The 16,572-nt window shown below is 35.5% G+C and carries 18 protein-coding genes and 1 pseudogene; 5 read left to right on the forward strand and 14 right to left on the reverse strand.

What is annotated here, in order from left to right:
- Positions 1-3: 3 nt before the first annotated feature.
- Positions 4-1,719 carry an AAA family ATPase gene (locus CHELV3228_RS04080; RefSeq protein ID WP_082199645.1) on the forward strand — a complete coding sequence of 572 codons (1,716 nt, stop codon included), beginning with the start codon at positions 4-6 and terminating at the stop codon, positions 1,717-1,719.
- Between the two features lie 55 nt (positions 1,720-1,774).
- Here CHELV3228_RS04080 and CHELV3228_RS10270 read toward each other — a convergent pair.
- From CHELV3228_RS10270 to CHELV3228_RS10275, 8 genes and pseudogenes are all read right to left on the reverse strand, one after another.
- Positions 1,775-1,903 (reverse strand): annotated as a pseudogene (locus tag CHELV3228_RS10270) (DUF2972 domain-containing protein); the annotation flags it as partial.
- Positions 1,904-1,932: 29 nt separating this feature from the next.
- Positions 1,933-3,309: a DUF2972 domain-containing protein gene (locus CHELV3228_RS04090; RefSeq protein ID WP_082199647.1), complete on the reverse strand. Its 1,377-nt coding sequence runs from the start codon at positions 3,307-3,309 to the stop codon at positions 1,933-1,935.
- A 182-nt stretch (positions 3,310-3,491) separates the two neighbouring features.
- Entirely contained in the window at positions 3,492-4,511 is a 1,020-nt protein-coding gene (queA, locus tag CHELV3228_RS04100; RefSeq protein WP_082199649.1) for a tRNA preQ1(34) S-adenosylmethionine ribosyltransferase-isomerase QueA, read from the reverse strand.
- A gap of 8 nt (positions 4,512-4,519) precedes the next feature.
- Positions 4,520-5,254 carry a twin-arginine translocase subunit TatC gene (gene tatC, locus CHELV3228_RS04105; protein ID WP_082199650.1) on the reverse strand — a complete coding sequence of 245 codons (735 nt, stop codon included), beginning with the start codon at positions 5,252-5,254 and terminating at the stop codon, positions 4,520-4,522.
- Positions 5,247-5,606 (reverse strand): Sec-independent protein translocase protein TatB, encoded by a 360-nt coding sequence (gene tatB, locus CHELV3228_RS04110; protein ID WP_082199651.1) that lies wholly within the window; start codon positions 5,604-5,606, stop codon positions 5,247-5,249. The genes tatC and tatB overlap by 8 nt, the downstream gene beginning before the upstream one ends.
- A gap of 43 nt (positions 5,607-5,649) precedes the next feature.
- The gene (gene panC, locus CHELV3228_RS04115) at positions 5,650-6,501 is read right to left on the reverse strand and encodes a pantoate--beta-alanine ligase (RefSeq protein WP_082199652.1); all 852 of its coding nucleotides are present in this window, start codon (positions 6,499-6,501) and stop codon (positions 5,650-5,652) included.
- An 8-nt stretch (positions 6,502-6,509) separates the two neighbouring features.
- Entirely contained in the window at positions 6,510-7,334 is an 825-nt protein-coding gene (gene panB / locus CHELV3228_RS04120; RefSeq protein WP_082199653.1) for a 3-methyl-2-oxobutanoate hydroxymethyltransferase, read from the reverse strand.
- On the reverse strand, positions 7,334-7,483 hold the full coding sequence (locus tag CHELV3228_RS10275) for a hypothetical protein (RefSeq protein ID WP_167562795.1): 150 nt from the start codon (positions 7,481-7,483) through the stop codon (positions 7,334-7,336). The genes panB and CHELV3228_RS10275 overlap by 1 nt, the downstream gene beginning before the upstream one ends.
- A 128-nt stretch (positions 7,484-7,611) precedes the next feature.
- Between CHELV3228_RS10275 and CHELV3228_RS04125 the strand changes: the two genes are divergently transcribed.
- Both CHELV3228_RS04125 and CHELV3228_RS04130 read left to right on the forward strand, forming a co-directional pair.
- A complete protein-coding gene (locus tag CHELV3228_RS04125; RefSeq protein WP_370445652.1) occupies positions 7,612-8,337 on the forward strand; it encodes an amino acid ABC transporter permease in 726 nt (241 codons plus the stop codon).
- Positions 8,330-9,058 carry an amino acid ABC transporter ATP-binding protein gene (locus CHELV3228_RS04130; RefSeq protein WP_082199655.1) on the forward strand — a complete coding sequence of 243 codons (729 nt, stop codon included), beginning with the start codon at positions 8,330-8,332 and terminating at the stop codon, positions 9,056-9,058. The genes CHELV3228_RS04125 and CHELV3228_RS04130 overlap by 8 nt, the downstream gene beginning before the upstream one ends.
- Before the next feature lie 11 nt (positions 9,059-9,069).
- Here the strand turns inward: CHELV3228_RS04130 and CHELV3228_RS04135 are convergent, their stop codons facing one another.
- Together CHELV3228_RS04135 and pta are read right to left on the reverse strand one after the other, a co-directional pair.
- Positions 9,070-10,254: an acetate kinase gene (locus CHELV3228_RS04135; protein WP_082199656.1), complete on the reverse strand. Its 1,185-nt coding sequence runs from the start codon at positions 10,252-10,254 to the stop codon at positions 9,070-9,072.
- 10 nt (positions 10,255-10,264) lie between these two features.
- Positions 10,265-11,767: a phosphate acetyltransferase gene (gene pta, locus CHELV3228_RS04140; protein WP_082199657.1), complete on the reverse strand. Its 1,503-nt coding sequence runs from the start codon at positions 11,765-11,767 to the stop codon at positions 10,265-10,267.
- A 102-nt stretch (positions 11,768-11,869) separates the two neighbouring features.
- On the opposite strand from pta, the gene flgH reads away from it, so the two are divergent.
- Entirely contained in the window at positions 11,870-12,568 is a 699-nt protein-coding gene (gene flgH, locus CHELV3228_RS04145; protein WP_082199658.1) for a flagellar basal body L-ring protein FlgH, read from the forward strand.
- Between the two features lie 5 nt (positions 12,569-12,573).
- Here the strand turns inward: flgH and CHELV3228_RS04150 are convergent, their stop codons facing one another.
- Genes CHELV3228_RS04150 through CHELV3228_RS04165 form a run of 4 tightly spaced genes read right to left on the reverse strand, consistent with a single transcriptional unit; the run spans position 12,574 to position 15,197 of the window.
- Complete coding sequence (locus tag CHELV3228_RS04150) at positions 12,574-13,827, reverse strand: RNA polymerase factor sigma-54 (protein ID WP_082199659.1); 1,254 nt, start codon at positions 13,825-13,827, stop codon at positions 12,574-12,576.
- A complete protein-coding gene (gene lptB / locus CHELV3228_RS04155) occupies positions 13,827-14,555 on the reverse strand; it encodes an LPS export ABC transporter ATP-binding protein (RefSeq protein ID WP_082199660.1) in 729 nt (242 codons plus the stop codon). The genes CHELV3228_RS04150 and lptB overlap by 1 nt, the downstream gene beginning before the upstream one ends.
- Positions 14,548-14,955 (reverse strand): tRNA (adenosine(37)-N6)-threonylcarbamoyltransferase complex ATPase subunit type 1 TsaE, encoded by a 408-nt coding sequence (gene tsaE / locus CHELV3228_RS04160; RefSeq protein ID WP_082199661.1) that lies wholly within the window; start codon positions 14,953-14,955, stop codon positions 14,548-14,550. The genes lptB and tsaE overlap by 8 nt, the downstream gene beginning before the upstream one ends.
- On the reverse strand, positions 14,952-15,197 hold the full coding sequence (locus CHELV3228_RS04165; protein ID WP_115588788.1) for an RNA-binding S4 domain-containing protein: 246 nt from the start codon (positions 15,195-15,197) through the stop codon (positions 14,952-14,954). The genes tsaE and CHELV3228_RS04165 overlap by 4 nt, the downstream gene beginning before the upstream one ends.
- 110 nt (positions 15,198-15,307) lie before the next feature.
- Between CHELV3228_RS04165 and CHELV3228_RS04170 the strand changes: the two genes are divergently transcribed.
- Complete coding sequence (locus CHELV3228_RS04170; protein ID WP_082199663.1) at positions 15,308-16,528, forward strand: argininosuccinate synthase; 1,221 nt, start codon at positions 15,308-15,310, stop codon at positions 16,526-16,528.
- Positions 16,529-16,572: the final 44 nt, after the last annotated feature.

Consider the following 16,572-nt stretch of genomic DNA (forward strand, 5'->3'; position numbering starts at 1 on the left):
GATATGCTTGAGCTTAAAGAATTTTTAAATCATAATGAAATTGAACAAAGCAAACTTTACCAAAGGCTTAAATGCTCTAAAAATGAGGCTTTAATTTTAAAAGAGCTTTGTAAAAATTATGTCAATGCAAATGCTTCTGTGAGCGCCTTTAGTTTGCTTGTGGGGATTTTTGGAGAGAGGCATTATGTTTATTTGGATTATTTGGGGGATTTAAAAAATTTAATTAAGCGTGGTTTTGTAACGAGTAGTTTGGGATTTTTAAAAAATATAGATTCTAATAAATTAAGTAATTCTAAGCTTGTTTTGTTGCAGAGTGAGCTTAGTCTTAGTCAGTATTTTTTAGATTTTTTAGATAGTAATGTCGATTTTAAAGTGCCTAAAATTAGAGCTTATGGCGATTATTTAGAATATTTAAAAGATGAGTTTTTAAGAGTGGAGCTTTATGAAAGACTTTCTTTTGTGAGGCAGAGCGAGTATTGTGCGGTGCTAAAAAAGCATATTAAGGATTTTGAAAAATATATTAAAGAGCGTTTAAGGCTTAGTAAATTTTATAATGTCTTAAATGCCATTTTTAAAGAACACGCCCTAAACGCTAAAGAGCAAATTCTCTTTTTAGCACTTTTAAAAGAGGAATACACCCCAAACAACGAAAATCAACGAAGAGAGCAAAATGCCTTGCTAAATTTGATTAGTGAGAATGAGCTTGAAATGCGGCAAAATAAAAAGCTTTTGGAAGATGATTCCAAGCTTTTATCTTCTTTTTTGGTGGAGTATGATGAGTATTTAAATGTTTTTGGAGAGCTTTCTAAGAGCTTTTTTATTAGCGATGGGGTTTTGGAAAGAGTGATAAATTCTCCCACAAAGCAAAATCAAAAAATCAAGCTTGAAAGCCTTGTCAAAGAGCAAGAAATTTTTGAGCTTATTGAGCCAAATATCGACATTAATGACATTATAATGCCTCAAAATACTAAGGAACTTTTAAGTAATGTTTTAAGACAGCAGGATAAAAAGGTGCTTGAAAGGTTGAGTTTGTGGGGGATAAAAAGCTCTAAAAATATAGAAGCGAAAATCATCTTTTATGGACCGCCCGGCACGGGTAAAACGATGTCCGCTCTTGGCGTAGCAAAATCGATGAAAAAAGCTGTTTTGAGTTTTGACTGCTCGAAAATTTTAAGCAAATGGGTGGGAGAGAGTGAGCAAAATGTGCGTAAAATTTTTGATACTTATAAAAACATCTCTAATTCTTGCAAACAAAGTCCCATTTTGCTACTTAATGAAGCCGACCAGTTTTTAAGCACCCGCGTGGAGGGAGGTAGCGGAAGCGATAAAATGCACAATCAAATGCAAAATATTTTTTTGGAGCAAATTGAAAGATTTAGTGGCGTTTTAATCGCCACAACAAATTTTTTAGAAAGTCTTGATAGTGCGTTTTCTAGGCGTTTTGACTTAAAGATAGAATTTAAAAAGCCTGATTTTAAAGATAGGCTTAAGATGTGGGAAAAATTCTTACCTAAAAATGCGGAATTTGAAAAAGCTTTTGAGCTTGAAACTTTAGCCAAATATGAGCTAAGTGGAGCGCAAATTTTAATGGTGGTAAAAAATACAGCATTAAAAACAGCTGTGTCAAAGGACGGGGTGTTTATGATGAGCGATTTTTTAGAAAGCATTAAAAAAGAGCTTGATGGAAGTTTTGATAAAAATAAAATTGTGGGATTTTGAGTAAATTTTGTTATGTGAAAAAGTAGAAGTTTTTATGCTTTCTACTTTTTTGTTTTTAATTTTCTTTATTAAATTCCCCACACATCCTCTCAAATTCCCCATAATACTTCCACGAAGCAACAATGTCAGGGCGATTTTCTTTAATGTGGGTAAATTCTTTATCCAAAACTTTTTTAAGAGTTAGGGCTTCGTATTTGTATGTTTTAAGATATTCTAATACATCTTTTTTTTCACATAAGTTTCAACATATTTTTGCCTTAAATTATCTAATTTTTTAACAAATTCATTAAGATAAATTTTTGTTTCATTAAGATAAATTTTTGTTTCATTAAATAATTTTTCATCTTCTTTTAAAGCTTTAAAGTCTTCCTCACTCATTGCTAAAGCGATGATGTCAAATACCTTTAAATTCTCTAAATCTTTATCAACGAGTTCTTTAGCATAATCCTTAAGATTCCCCTTTCTTCCTTTAAGGCAAATTTCTAAATTTAAAGAACGGATTTTTAGAGTGAGTGGGATAATGTATCTTAGTTCCGTCATTTTCTTTTGTTTTAAAAATTCCTCCAAGCCTTTTAATCTCTCTTCATCCAAATCTTTTCCAAAAAACTTAGCATATTTTCTCATACTATCCATTACCTTATCAGGATTGACTTCACTCGCATCGATATAATACACTTCTTTATTGCAAATTTTAGCTGTGCTTGTGTAAGAAAAATTGACAAGTTGGGATTGTTTGATTAAAGAGGGTATAGCGCCTAAGGTTGGATAGGGGCTTTGTTGATAAAATCTTTTTCTATCCAAAACTTCGTCAATGTTATCATTAAGATGAAAGGAAGTATTGTGGCTTTTACCTCTCTTTATCCCTCCGTGATTTGCCCTATGTTTTATCCTGCCAATAGGGTCTCTTACTAAAATGATAAAAGGTAAATCAGCACTTAAATAAACCCCTTTTTCATCAAATTTTTTATATATCCAATACCATCTAGTAAAGGCTGCAACATCTTTAAATTCTGTGGAGTAGAAATCTTGAGGATTAATTTCATTTAAACCATCTGTTATGGGATGAAAAATTAAATTAAAACTCGCTTGAAAAAAATCCATCATCGCTTCGTGTGCAGAACTTCCGTAAATAAAAAATGCAAATTTATAATTTTTCGGCAAAGGTAAATTCATCTCCCAAGCTTTTTCAGCAGGAATTTTCTCATAATTTAAAATATAATTTTCATCATTAAGCTTGTCAGGGTCTAACAAAGGAGGATAAGGGTGGTTTTCCCTTTCATATTTGTCTTTAAATTCTTTAGAATTGAGCCATAAATTGACTTCATCAAAATGTTGTGAGACAAAAGATAAATTTTGTAAAAGTAAAATTTTTAAAGGAATATAAGATGTTTTTAAAAGAGGTTTGACTTCTTTATAGGCTTTTAAATTTGAAGATTTAAGTAAGGTTTTTATGAGTAAGAAAGAAAATTGAAATTTTAAAGTGCAGAGCTTACTACCCCCCCCCCCCCCCACAAGTGTTTCAACTTGGTAAGAACAATAATTGATAAATCTTTTTCTCGTTGCAATCAATGCGAGAGTTGGCTGGTTCATTTTTTCCTCGTGTTAAATGCAATAAGCTCTTGTCCTAATTTATAAGAGAGATGATTTTTCATTCTTTGTATGGCTGAGTTGGGATTGTTTATCATAGCGTTTTCCTTTATTGGTGGTTTAATGTTTTGGTTTTTGGAATTTTGTTGATTGAGGGGATTATATCAAAAAAAATGGAGTCTAGATTAAATAATTAGCATCGCATCCCCGTAAGAATAAAAACGATAGTTTAATTCAATCGCTTCTTTATAGAGGGCTAGAGTTTTTTCACGCCCTATAAAAGCGGATACTAGCATAATGAGAGTGGATTTTGGCAAGTGGAAATTTGTGAGTAAAAAATTTTGTCTTATGGGTCTATTTAAGGGGTGTAAAAATAAATCACATTTTCCGCTACAAATTCCGCTTCTAGCGTAATGCTCAATGCTTCTAGTCGCAGTCGTCCCCACGCCTAAAATAGCTTTTTTACTATCGATACAAGCTTTTGCATTTTCATCAATGTGAAAAATTTCGCTGTGCATTTTATGCTCTCTTATGTCCTCACATTCTACGCTTTTAAATGTCCCAGCACCGATGTGTAGGGTTAGGGTGTGAATTTCGTGGCGTTTTTTTAACTCTTCTAACATCATCTTGCTAAAATGCAAACTTGCCGTAGGGGCTGCCACAGCACCCAAATTTTTAGCGAAAATGCTTTGATAATCGCTTTCATCTTTAAGCGTATCAGCTCTTTTGATGTAGGGGGGTAGGGGGATATGCCCTATCTTTTCTAAAAGGGCGTAAAGTGCTGGGGTGCTAAGTGTCGTTTCATTTTGCCTAAAGCAGACTTTTCTCAAGCCATCATCGTAAAGCTCCAAAATTTCAGCACTTAGCCCCTTTTCAAAATATAAAATTTCATCTTTTTTAACTTTGCCTTTAATTTGTGCGATAAATTCAAACTCACCCACGCTAGAATGGAGAAAAAGCTCAATCTTCCCTCCGCTTTCTTTTTTTCCATAAATTCTAGCTTTAATGACTTTAGTATCGTTAAAAAATATCGCACAATCTGGCAAAAAATGCATTAAATTTGCAAAATGAGAATGTGTAACTTTGTCTTTTTCCCTCTCGTAAATCAAAAGCTTCGCAGCTTCTTTTGGGTAGATAGGGTGGGAGGCGATTTGCTCTTTTGGTAGGAAATAATCATAATTGCAGAGTTTTAAATCTTCGTGCATTTTGGCTCTTATTGTGCGTCATCTTTTGGAGCGGGATTGACTTTTTTGGCGATTAAAATGGAAATTCCATAAAGCCCACAAAGTGGGATAGCGAGTAAAAATTGCGAAAAAACATCAGGTGGGGTCATCATCGCAGAAAAGATAAAGATGACTAAAACGGCGATTCTAAATTGCCTTTTTAAAAAAGCATCATCAACTAAGCCTAGTTTAGCGAAAAAATAAGTCAAAACAGGCATTTCAAAAGCCAAGCCAAAAGCTACCATTAATTTTGTAAAAAAGCCTACATAAGCCCCTATGCTAATGATAGGCTTGAAATTTTGCACACTTGCACCAAAATCAATGAGAAATTTAAAAGTAAAAGGCACAACGACAAAATAGCAAAACACGCACCCAAGAATAAACATCAAACTCGCAAAAAGCACAAAAGGCACAACGAGGCGTTTTTCATTATCGTAAAGCCCCGGTGCGACAAAACTCCAAAACTGCCAAAAAATCACAGGTAAAGAAAATAAAAAAGCCGCAAAAAATGCCACCTTCATCGCTGTAAATAAAGGCTCTGCCATTTCGATAAAATTAATTTGCTTAGAAATTTCAGGCAAAACGGCTTCAAGAGGCATAGTAAGGATATCTAGGATATATTTATTAAAAGCGAAGCAAACAAAAAATAGCACGATAACGCATAACACGCTTATAAGCAATCTTTTCCTAAGTTCGATTAAATGTGGTTTTAATTCTTCAAACATTTGTTTTTTCCGTAGGAGTTTTTGGCGTTAAATTTTCTTTTTCTCTGCTGTCAAAGGTCAAATCAACTTTGGCTTTATCTAAAATATCTCTTTTTAAATCGTCAAATTCTTCAAAGCTGAGCTTTTTGCGTATATTTTCGTTGCTTATGGAAAATTCATCTTGGTATTTTTTCGCTTCGTCTTTTAGCTCTTTAATGCGAATTTCTTTTTCAATACCAGCCTTTGCGTCATTGATATTGCGTTTAATGGCTTTGATGATTTTAGCCATTTGAACGATGGCATCGGGAAGCTTGTCAGGTCCCAACACCAAAATAGCGACAATTAAAATAACGATAATTTCACCCATACTCATAAAAAAACCTTAAAAAGATAGCATTTTATCTAAAAATACTTATTTAGGATTTAAGACTTTGCATTAAAAAATTATCTATGAGCCTCGTTTTTCCTATATAAACGGCTAAAGCACCCAAAACACTATCTTCGATGCGTTCTAAATTTTCCATAGTTTTGGGATTGACAAGCTCGATATAATCAATCCTAGCAAGCTTTTCTTTTTCTAATTCTTCACGCATTGCTTTAAGGATAATTTTACCCTCTCTTTCGCCTTTTTGGATTAAATTTTGTGCTAAAAAAACAGCTCTTGAAAGCACTAAAGCTGCCTTTCTTTCATCTTCGTTTAGATAAACATTGCGAGAGCTTTTTGCAAGTCCATCTTCCTCCCTTACGATAGGGCAAATTTCTATGTTAAGATTTAAATTCAAGTCTTCAACCATATGTTTTACCACAGCACACTGCTGGGCGTCTTTTTGTCCAAAATACGCCGTGTTAGGCTCGATAAGATGAAAAAATTTCATCAAAACGGTGCAAACGCCACGAAAATGCCCCTCTCTTTTCGCTCCGCATAGTTTATCAGTCAGCGAGTTCATATCCACATAAGTGCTAAAGCCTTTAGGATACATTTCTAAAACGCTTGGCGCAAATAGCACCGCCACGCCCTCATTTTCACAAAGTTTTGCGTCTCTTTGCAAGTCTCTTGGGTAGCTTTCTAAATCCTCATTGACGCCAAATTGCATAGGATTGACAAAAATGCTAACGACAACTTTATCATTGCTAGACGCTTTTTTAATTAGGCTTAAATGTCCCTCGTGTAAGTAGCCCATAGTTGGCACATAGCCTATGCTTAAACCTTGACTTTTCCACTCTTTGATAATTTTTTTTAAATCCGCGATATTTTCTATTATTTGCATTTTTTTCCTTAATATAATTGCTCTATCCATTCATCATTTTCCAAAGAAAAGCTATGTGCATCACTTGGAAATTCGCCGCTTTTTACGGCATTAATGTAGGCTTTTATGCCCTCATTTGGGTTTAAATCGGCAAATTTTCTTACAAATTTAGGCTTAAAACCCTGATGAAGTCCTAAAAAATCGTGATAAACTAAAACCTGCCCATCGCAGTGCTTCCCAGCCCCTATACCTATGGTAGGCACTTGTAAAATTTCTGTGATTTTTTTGGCTAGTTTGCTTGGCACACACTCCATTAAAACCATACTAGCACCCGCATCTTCCACAGCTTTAGCGTCATCGATGAGTTTTTGCGCGGCTTCTTTACTTTTGCCTTGCACTTTATATCCTCCCATAGCATTGATTGCTTGTGGAGTGAGACCTATGTGAGCGACTACCGGGATAGAGGCACGGCTCAAGGCTTTTATACACTCGCTAAATTCTCTTCCGCCCTCAAGTTTTACGCCATTTGCTCTACCAATTTTAATAAATTTAGCGGCATTTTGCAAAGCATCGTAAGTCGAGCTTTGGTAAGACATAAAAGGCATATCAGCTAAGACAAAGGCGTTTTGAGAGGCTCTTGAGACGGCTTTATTGAAGATAAGCATTTCCTCCACGCTGACACTTAGCGTATCCTCGTGTCCTAAAAGCACCATTGCCACAGAATCGCCGACTAAAATAATATCCACTCCAGCCTCATCTAAAGCCTTAGCGCTAGGATAATCATACGCTGCAACCATAGTGATTTTATCTTGAGTTTCTTTTTGTTTTTTGAAATCAACTATACTTTTTCTCATCATTTTTCCTTAAATTTGTTTTTATTATATTTTTCAAATCTTTTTTCTTTTTCTTTATTTTTCTCTTGGATTTGCCTATTAAAACCTATAATTAAAAATGTCATCATTAAAACAAAAATGAAGATTAAAATAAATTCTAAAATTGCCATTTTAGCTCCTTAAATTTTGAAAATTTTAACACATTTTTTTAAATCTTTAAAGAAAAATAAAAGATTATTTTTTTAAAATTTGGACTTTAAAATTTCAACGATAAGGCTTCATTTTGACTCAAAAAGGAATGCAAACTTTTGTATTTTTTACCATAATTATTTTGTGGGGATATTTTTCTTTCCCTTATGAAATTTTACAAGTAAATGGCGAAAATGGGACGCATTATGCCTTTACGCCAAATGCTAGGGCTTATGTATTGAGCTATGGCGTAACCATTTTGCTCACTTTTTGTGCGGTTTTAATCGGCGTTGTTTTTGGCTTTATTTTGGCTCTTGCGCGCTTTTCTCCTTTTAAGGTTTTAAATTTCTTAATCGATGAATTTATTGATATTATCCGTGGCACTCCTGTGATTTTGCAACTGATGATTTTTGCCTTTGTGATTTTCACTTTTTTTGACAATCTTTATGCGGCGATTTTGGCACTTGGGCTTAATAGCTCCGCTTATATCGCTGAGATTGTAAGAAGTGGGATTAATAGCGTTGATAGGGGGCAAATGGAGGCAGCTAGGGCTATGGGGCTTGATTATCAAAGCACGATGAAAGAGATTATTTTGCCTCAAGCGGTTAAAAACATCCTTCCAGCCCTTGCAAATGAGTTTATTTCTCTTTTTAAAGAAACTTCTGTGGTAGGGTTTATTAGCGTGGTGGATATCACAATGCAAAGTAAGAGTTTGCAGGCTGTACTTTATAATCCTAAGCCTATTATTTTTACCGGTCTTGTGTATTATGTAAGTGTGAAAATTTTTAGTTTGGGCGTGAGAATACTTGAAAAAAGGCTAAATAAGAATGATTAAAACTGAAAATTTGTGTAAAAGATATGGGGATTTGGAGGTTTTAAAAAATATAAATACCCAAATTCAAAAAGGCGATGTGGTCGCTTTGATAGGACCAAGCGGTGGGGGAAAAAGCACTTTTTTAAGATGTTTAAATAAACTTGAACTTGCGGATAGTGGTAAAATTTTCATACAAGGGGAAAATATCTTAGATAAGGAAGTTGATATTAATAAAATTCGCCAAAAGGTAAGTATGGTTTTCCAGCACTTTAATCTTTTTGCTAATAAAAATGTCCTTGAAAATTTAACTTTAACACCCATTAAAACAGGAATTTTAAGTCAAGATGAGGCGATAAGTAGGGCGGAAATTTTACTTTCCAAAGTCGGTTTAGCAGATAAAAAAGCCTATATGCCACATAAGCTTTCTGGCGGACAAAAGCAACGCATAGCCATAGCTAGAAGCTTGATGATGAATCCTGATGTGATATTATTTGATGAGCCGACTTCCGCACTTGATCCTGAAATGATAGGCGAGGTTTTAAACATAATGAAAGATTTGGCAAAAGAGGGTTTAACAATGCTTGTTGTTACGCACGAAATGGGTTTTGCCAAAAATGTGGCAAATCGCATCTTTTTTATGGATAAGGGGCAAATCGCAGTCGATGAAAGTCCTATGAGCGTCTTTTCTAATCCAAAAAATGAAAGGCTTAGAGAATTTTTAAATAAGGTTTTAAATCACTAAGCCTTGTAAATTTAAGCTTTTTTAATCAGCTCTTCTGTGATTTTGGCGATTTCAAGTTCCTCGTCCGTTGGGATAATGAAAATTTTGACTTTAGAATTTGGAGTGCTAATTTCCCTTTCTCCACTCTCATTTTTTTTATTTAATTCTTCGTCAAGCTCAAAGCCTAAATGTCTTAGTCTTTCACAGGTCATTTTACGCACAACAGAGGCATTTTCCCCCACTCCAGCAGTAAAAATTAAAGCCTCCGTGTGTGGCAAAATGGCAAAATAAGAACCGATGTATTTTGCCAAGCGGTAGCAATACATATCAAGGGCAAGACGAGCGAGATTATTGCCATTTTGAATTTCGCTAATGATATCACGAAAATCATTATAACCACAAACTCCATAAAGCCCACTTTGTTTATTCATCATAGTATCAAGCTCATCAGCGTTTAAATTTTTTGCCTTAGCGATGAAAGGTAGGGTTGCTGGGTCGATGTCTCCACATCTTGTTCCCATCATCAAGCCCTCAAGTGGCGTAAAACCCATAGAAGTGTCGATACTTTTACCATTTTCTATGGCGCAAACACTTGCACCATTTCCAAGATGTGCGCTTATGGCATTAATTTTTTCTTTATTCATTAAGGCTGCCGCCCTTGAGCTAACATAAGAATGCGAAGTGCCGTGAAAGCCATATTTTCTAATATTATATTCCGTATAATAATCATAAGGAAGCGCATACATATAGGCATAATCGGGCATACTTTTATGAAAAGCCGTATCAAAAATGGTCGCATTTGGCACTCTTGGAGCAGCTTTAAGCATTGTTTTAATCCCCGCTAGGTGGGCTGGGTTGTGAAGTGGGGCTATGGCGCTAACGCGGTCGATTTCTTCTAATACAAAATCATTTACCAAGCAATGCTCCGTTAAATTTTTCCCTCCGTGAACTATCCTATGTCCGCAGCCATCAAGCTCACTTAAATCTTTTAAAATCCCACTTTCGCTAAAAAGTTCCTCGACTAATTGCAAACCTTTTTCGTGATTTCCTATGTGCGTATCACGGCGCATTTTTGTGCCTGTTTTGGCGTTTTTTAGTTCGATTTTGGATTGATTATTACCTATCTTTTCCACTAAACCGCTTGCCAAAACAACCCTATTGTCAAAAAGCTTAAATTTGATAGAGGAAGAGCCTGAATTTAGAACTAAAATTTTCATTTTCTATCCTTCATTGTGCTTGTATTGCACTTAAGATTACTGTATCTACGATGTCTTCCACTAAACACCCCCTACTTAAATCATTAACAGGTTTTTTAAGTCCTTGCAAAATAGGACCTATGGCAAGGGCATTTGCCGTTCTTTGCACGGCTTTATAGCAGATATTTGCTGCGTCAAGGTCTGGGAAAATATAAACATTTGCTTTACCTGCGATTGTAGAATTTGGCATTTTTTTTGCGGCTGTTTTTGCATCATAAGCGCAGTCAAATTGCATAGGACCATCGATTTGTAATTCTGGGTAATTTTTCTTAGCGATTTTTAAAGCTTCATTGACTAAATCTACACTTTCACCTTTACCGCTATCTCCACTAGAATAAGAAAGCATTGCAATGCGAGGCTCAAGTCCAAAAGCTTTCGCACTTAAAGCACTTACATAAGCACTTTGAGCGAGTTGCTCGGCTGTTGGGTTGGGATTCACCGCACAATCTGCAAAAGCTAAAACCTTATCTTCAAGCCCCATAAAAAAGATACCCGAGACAGAATTTACCCCCTCTTTGGTTTTGATGATTTGAAGGGCTGGGCGTATTGTTTCGGCTGTGGTGGTTGAAGCACCACTTACCATAGCGTCAGCTTTTTTACTATGCACGAGTATTGTGCCAAAATAAGTTCTATCTTTAACTAGTTTTGTGGCTTCTTCTAAACTCATCCCCTTAGCCTTTCTTGCTTCATAAAGCATAGCGGCAAATTCTTCATTTAAGGGAGAATTCGCGGGGTTTAACACCTCGACACCTTTAATGTCTAAGCCAAGCTTAGCGGCGTCTTGTTTGATTTTAGCTTCATCTCCAAGTAAGATGAGATTGACCACATTGCTTTTAAGTAAAATTTCACTTGCTTTTAAGATTCTTTCATCATCGCTTTCAGGCAAGACAACGACTTTTTTATTTTTTACGCTTTTTTTAATGAGTTCAAATTTAAAGCGATTAGGCGTGATGAAGTCATATTCTTTTAAATTAATGATTTGATTAAAATCAAAATTCTCGTCTATAAGTGCATAATCTTTCCCCTTAAGACTTGTGTCAAAAATTTTCTTAGCGATGTTTTTGTCGGCGTTGTCTATGATTGCTGCGACTGGGGTGTTGAGATTTTTAGCGAGTTTTACACTTAGTTCAAAACCATCTAAAATGCCAAATTCTGAAAAACTTGTAACTAAAACAAAATCATATCTTGCTTTCAAATTCTCATATTCTTCTAAAATTTTGTTAAAAAAATCGTGAGGGTTATGACTAAAGGCGTTCATCGCGTCGCGTAGGGTAAAACCATAGCTTTCTTTTGAGTTTTGTTTGAGATTAAATTCTTCAAGCCACTCTTGCACTACGGCTATTCTATGTTCATAAATGACGGGGCAGTAAATCGCTATGTTTTTGTAATGCTTCGTGTAATTTGCTAGAAGTTTTTTTGTAATAAGAGTATTTAAATCATCACTTTTTGACCGCATAAGGTAAAGATTTGCCATTGTTTTTCTCCTTTTAAGTTAAACTTGGAACGCTCTTTGCTTTCAAGTGTTTGAAATTATTGTAACGAAAAAATACAAAAAAATTCATATCAAAGGACAGAAATGAAAAAAGTTTTCGTATATGTGTTACCATTTGCATTTTTTGGATGTAGTGCGGTGGTAGATCCTGAAATATCTATGAAGCCACCAACTTATGTTGAAGAGCTTGCTCCAAAGCAGAGTAATAATGTAGAATCAGCACCTGGTTCTCTTTTTGGCAAGGGGGATAATCCTTTATTTTCCGATAAAAAAGCGATGAATGTTAATGATTTGGTAACGGTTGTTATTCAAGAAAGCACAACTCAAAGCACACAGGCGAACAAAACCACAAGCAGAACAAATAATGCAAATTTGGGTGGTGGTGCTTTAACGGGTAGCACGGGTGCGGCGAATAAGGTTTTAAATAGAATTAACGCATATTCTAATATAGGCTTTCGAACTAATAGCACGAACAACTACACAGGCACAGGCACACAAAGTAGAAATGAAAGTTTTAATACAACTATTTCAACAAGGGTGATTAAAATTCTTTCTAATGGGAATTATTTTATCGAGGGCTCAAGAGAACTTTTGATAAACGGCGAGAAGCAAATTATCCAGCTTAGCGGTGTGATTCGTCCTTATGATATAGGACAGGATAACACGATAGATAGTAAATATATAGCCGATGCGAAGATACTTTATAAAACTGAGGGTGAAGTGGATAGAAGCACCAGAAAACCTTGGGGAAGTAAGTTTATCGAGGCGGTGTGGCCGTTCTAAAATTTCTACGAGCCTTCTAGCTCGTAGAATTTCTTTCTATCTGTTGAGCTTGCGATGTTGAGCTGTTTGCGGTATTTAGTAATCGTTCTTCTTCCTATATCGACTTTAAATTCTGCTAGGATAAGTTCTAAAATTTTGCTATCGCTCAAAGGTTTTTGCTTGTTTTCGTTTTTTACTAAATTTGCTACAAAATCTTTAACGCTAGTGTTTGAGGTTTCGCCCTCTCCATCAAGTGCAAAGGCAAAAAAGTCTTTGAGGGGAACAAGCCCTCTATCGCAACTTAGATATTTATTTGCAATGGCTCTTGAGATGGTGGAGGCGTTGCGTTCTAAATCATCAGCCAAATCTTTTAAAGTCATAGGTTTGATTTCTTTTCCTAAGAAAAATTCATATTGATGCTCAACTATCATTAGTCCTATTTTATACAAGGTCGCTTTACGCATAGAAAGCGCATCAACCAAATTTCTCGCCTCTTTTAGATAGCTACTTAAAAATTCGTGTTCTAATCCGTCTGTTTCTATGCAAATTTCTGGGTAGTATTCATCGTTGATTTTAACTTTTATCTCGCCATTTTCTTTAAAAATAAAAATATCAGGCACTATAACCCTGCTTTCTTCAAAATACTCCAAAAAAGGCGGAATGGAAAATTTTTTAATGACTTCAATGGCTTCTTTATAGAGCTTTTCTTTTGTATATTTTTGGATATTTTCAAAATCTAAAATGAGCATTTGGATAAATTCATAAAGCTCGCCTTCAAGTTCTTCATTTTCTAAGGCAAATAAAAAAGCCTCTTTAAAATCCACAGCTCCAACGCCCACAGGCTCTAAGAATTTAAAGCGTTTGCGAATTTTTTCTACTTCTTCCTTAGAAAAAGGACTTAAAATTTCTTCATCATATTCAAAATAGCCCTCGTGATTAAGACATTCTATGATTTTATAGGCGATATTTTGAGATTTACTTGTAGGAAAAAGGGGAGGGGAAATTTGCTCGTTTAGTAGCTCCCATACGCTTTTTTGTGTGATAGCTTTTTGCTCCAAAAGCTCACTTTGGGCGTTGTTTTTAAAAAAGCCATCGTAATAATTTTTGCCATTTTGATGTGTTTGCGTCTTTTCTTGTATGGTTAAAAATGGGTTGTCCTCTGCGAATTTATCTAAGCTTTCTTTTAAATCTTCAATATTAGCTTGTAAAATGGGAAGCCAAGAGCGTAGAGTGTTAGAAAGCTTTGTTTTGGGACTTTGGACTAATTTTTGCTTTAACATTAATCAAGGAGTTTAAACTCCGCTCCTAGGTAATATTTTTTCACATCTTTATTATGTGCGATTTCTTTTGCATCTCCACTTGCTAAAAGCGAACCTTGTCTAATCACATAAGCTCTATCGCATATCGCTAAAGTCTCGCGGACATTGTGGTCGGTGATTAAAATTCCAATGCCAAGTTTTTTAAGCTCTTTGATGAGATTTTGAATTTCGGCCACAGCGATAGGGTCAACCCCAGCAAAAGGCTCGTCTAAAAGTAGAAATTTAGGCTCACACATTAGGCTTCTTGCGATTTCACAACGCCTTCTTTCTCCCCCACTTAAGCTTAATCCTTTTCTTAAGCGTATAGGCTCTATGCTTAAAAGCTCTAGCATTTTTTCGACTTTTTCATTTAAGAGTTTTTTATCTTTATAGAAAATTTCTGCAGCTAAAAGCAGATTATCCTCTACGCTTAAATCCTTAAAAACGCTACTTTCTTGTGGTAAATAGCCTATGCCTTGCCTTGCTCTTTTATTAAGCGGTTCTTTTGTGATGTCTGTGCCATCTAGTATTACCTTGCCTCCACTTGGTGTGATAAGCCCGCAAATCATATAAAAAGTTGTCGTTTTACCCGCTCCATTGGGACCTAAAAGTCCTACAACTTCTCCACTTTGAATTTCAAGTGAAATGTCGTGTATAATTTTTGTTTTTTTGATAATTTTTTCTAAATGCAAAACTTCTAATTTACTCATAAATCACATACTTTCTTTTGGAATTTAAAGGAAAAATTTCTATAATACAAGGCTTGATTTTCATTTTCCTTAATGCTTTTTCTAATGCTTCATCGCCCCATTCTACCAAGTGCAGACCCTCTTCGAACAAATTTTCAAATAAGCCATTTTGCAAAATGCCACTAAGTCCCACTTGATAAATATCGTAATGATAAATTTTTTTTCCATTTTTTTCGTAGCTTTGCATTAAGGAAAATGTGGGGGAATTTGGATTTTCATCAAATTTAAGCATTTTAAGTAAAGCTTGAATTAAGCTTGTTTTTCCACTAGCCAAATCGCCGCGTAGCAATATAACGCCCTCGCTTGGAAGACTAAGTAAAAGTTTTTCAAGCTCATTTTGAGCTAGGATAAATTCGCTCACAATTTGCTCACATATTCATTTTGTGCATTTTTAGGTATGTTTTTGCTAATGGGCAAGGCAAGGACTTTGTAGCTTTCCTTACACTCGTTTAAATGAAGCGTGATAATATCGCCCACTTTAACATCTTTACTAGGCTTTACGATGATGCCATTGATATCTACGACCTTACTTCTACACATATCTTCTGCTATGCTACGGCGTTTTGTAATATTAACCACATTTAAAAATTTATCCACTCTCATAAGGAGAATTTTAGCAAAAAAATGCAAATTAAAAAACTTTTTGGAACAAAATTTGCTTTAAACTTAAGCCTTTTTTGCTAGAATTCCTAGAATTTTTTAAAGGAGTTGCGATGAAAAGTGATGTGAAAAAAGTTGTTTTGGCTTATTCTGGTGGGCTTGATACAAGTATTATTTTAAAATGGCTTCAAGATGAGTATGGGTGTGAAGTTGTTACCTTTACAGCCGACATAGGGCAGGGCGAGGAGCTTGAACCAGCAAGGGCGAAAGCTTTGGCACTTGGCATAAAGAAGGAAAATATTTTTATCGAAGACTTAAGAGATGAATTTGTTAGAGATTATATTTTTCCTATGTTTAGAGCAAATGCCATTTATGAGGGAGAGTATCTACTAGGCACGAGTATAGCACGCCCATTAATCGCTAAAACTCAGGCACAAATTGCCATTAAAACAGGAGCTGATGCTGTGAGTCACGGCGCTACGGGTAAGGGAAATGACCAAGTGCGTTTTGAGCTTGGCTACTTAGCTTTTAATCCTGATTTAAAAATCATAGCACCTTGGAGGGAGTGGGATTTAAATAGCCGTGAAAAACTTTTAGCTTACGCGGAAAAACACGGCATAGATATTTCCAAGAAAAAGGGCAAGTCCCCCTACTCAATGGACGCAAATTTGCTTCACATTTCTTACGAAGGGCTTGTTTTAGAAGACCCAGCGATGAGGGCTGAAGATGATATGTGGAGAATGACAAAAAGCCCAAAAGAAGCGCCAAATGAAAGTGAAATCATCGAGCTTGAATTTAAAAAAGGCGATTTGGTAGCGATAAATGGAGAGCTTTTAAGCCCCGCAGGACTTTTAAGCAAACTTAACGAACTAGGTGCTAAGCACGGAATAGGGCGTCTTGATATCGTAGAAAATCGCTTTGTGGGTATGAAAAGTAGGGGTTGCTATGAAACACCTGGCGGGACGATTTTGCTTAAAGCACACAGGGCGATTGAAAGCATTACTTTAGATAGAGAGGCAGCACACTTAAAAGATGAGCTTATGCCAAAATATGCACATTTAATTTATAATGGCTTTTGGTTTTCACCTGAAAGGCTAATGCTTCAAGCTCTCATCGATGAAAGCCAAAAATTTATTAATGGTAGAGTAAGGCTGGAGCTTTATAAGGGCAATGTAATGGTCGTAGGGCGTGAAAGTGCAAATGACAGTCTCTTTAACGCTGCTTTTTGCACCTTTGAAGAAGATGAAGTGTATAATCAAAAAGACGCGGAAGGCTTTATTAAGCTTAACGCTTTGCGTTTCATCATCGCCGGTAAAAATGGGCGTAAATTTTAAAAATACCATCGCAAAAGTGAAGTTTTATCAATTTACAACTTCGC

The organism is Campylobacter helveticus (assembly GCF_002080395.1).
Classification (GTDB): Bacteria; Campylobacterota; Campylobacteria; order Campylobacterales; family Campylobacteraceae; genus Campylobacter_D; species Campylobacter_D helveticus.

Excerpts from the sequence above, each read along its gene's own strand:
- CHELV3228_RS04080 (WP_082199645.1), top strand. The coding sequence starts at position 4 with ATGCTTGAGCTTAAAGAATTTTTAAATCATAATGAAATTGAACAAAGC.
- CHELV3228_RS04090 (WP_082199647.1), bottom strand. The coding sequence starts at position 3,309 with ATGAACCAGCCAACTCTCGCATTGATTGCAACGAGAAAAAGATTTATC.
- queA (WP_082199649.1), bottom strand. The coding sequence starts at position 4,511 with ATGCACGAAGATTTAAAACTCTGCAATTATGATTATTTCCTACCAAAA.
- tatC (WP_082199650.1), bottom strand. The coding sequence starts at position 5,254 with ATGTTTGAAGAATTAAAACCACATTTAATCGAACTTAGGAAAAGATTG.
- tatB (WP_082199651.1), bottom strand. The coding sequence starts at position 5,606 with ATGAGTATGGGTGAAATTATCGTTATTTTAATTGTCGCTATTTTGGTG.
- panC (WP_082199652.1), bottom strand. The coding sequence starts at position 6,501 with ATGCAAATAATAGAAAATATCGCGGATTTAAAAAAAATTATCAAAGAG.
- panB (WP_082199653.1), bottom strand. The coding sequence starts at position 7,334 with ATGAGAAAAAGTATAGTTGATTTCAAAAAACAAAAAGAAACTCAAGAT.
- CHELV3228_RS10275 (WP_167562795.1), bottom strand. The coding sequence starts at position 7,483 with ATGGCAATTTTAGAATTTATTTTAATCTTCATTTTTGTTTTAATGATG.
- CHELV3228_RS04125 (WP_370445652.1), top strand. The coding sequence starts at position 7,612 with ATGCAAACTTTTGTATTTTTTACCATAATTATTTTGTGGGGATATTTT.
- CHELV3228_RS04130 (WP_082199655.1), top strand. The coding sequence starts at position 8,330 with ATGATTAAAACTGAAAATTTGTGTAAAAGATATGGGGATTTGGAGGTT.
- CHELV3228_RS04135 (WP_082199656.1), bottom strand. The coding sequence starts at position 10,254 with ATGAAAATTTTAGTTCTAAATTCAGGCTCTTCCTCTATCAAATTTAAG.
- pta (WP_082199657.1), bottom strand. The coding sequence starts at position 11,767 with ATGGCAAATCTTTACCTTATGCGGTCAAAAAGTGATGATTTAAATACT.
- flgH (WP_082199658.1), top strand. The coding sequence starts at position 11,870 with ATGAAAAAAGTTTTCGTATATGTGTTACCATTTGCATTTTTTGGATGT.
- CHELV3228_RS04150 (WP_082199659.1), bottom strand. The coding sequence starts at position 13,827 with ATGTTAAAGCAAAAATTAGTCCAAAGTCCCAAAACAAAGCTTTCTAAC.
- lptB (WP_082199660.1), bottom strand. The coding sequence starts at position 14,555 with ATGAGTAAATTAGAAGTTTTGCATTTAGAAAAAATTATCAAAAAAACA.
- CHELV3228_RS04165 (WP_115588788.1), bottom strand. The coding sequence starts at position 15,197 with ATGAGAGTGGATAAATTTTTAAATGTGGTTAATATTACAAAACGCCGT.
- CHELV3228_RS04170 (WP_082199663.1), top strand. The coding sequence starts at position 15,308 with ATGAAAAGTGATGTGAAAAAAGTTGTTTTGGCTTATTCTGGTGGGCTT.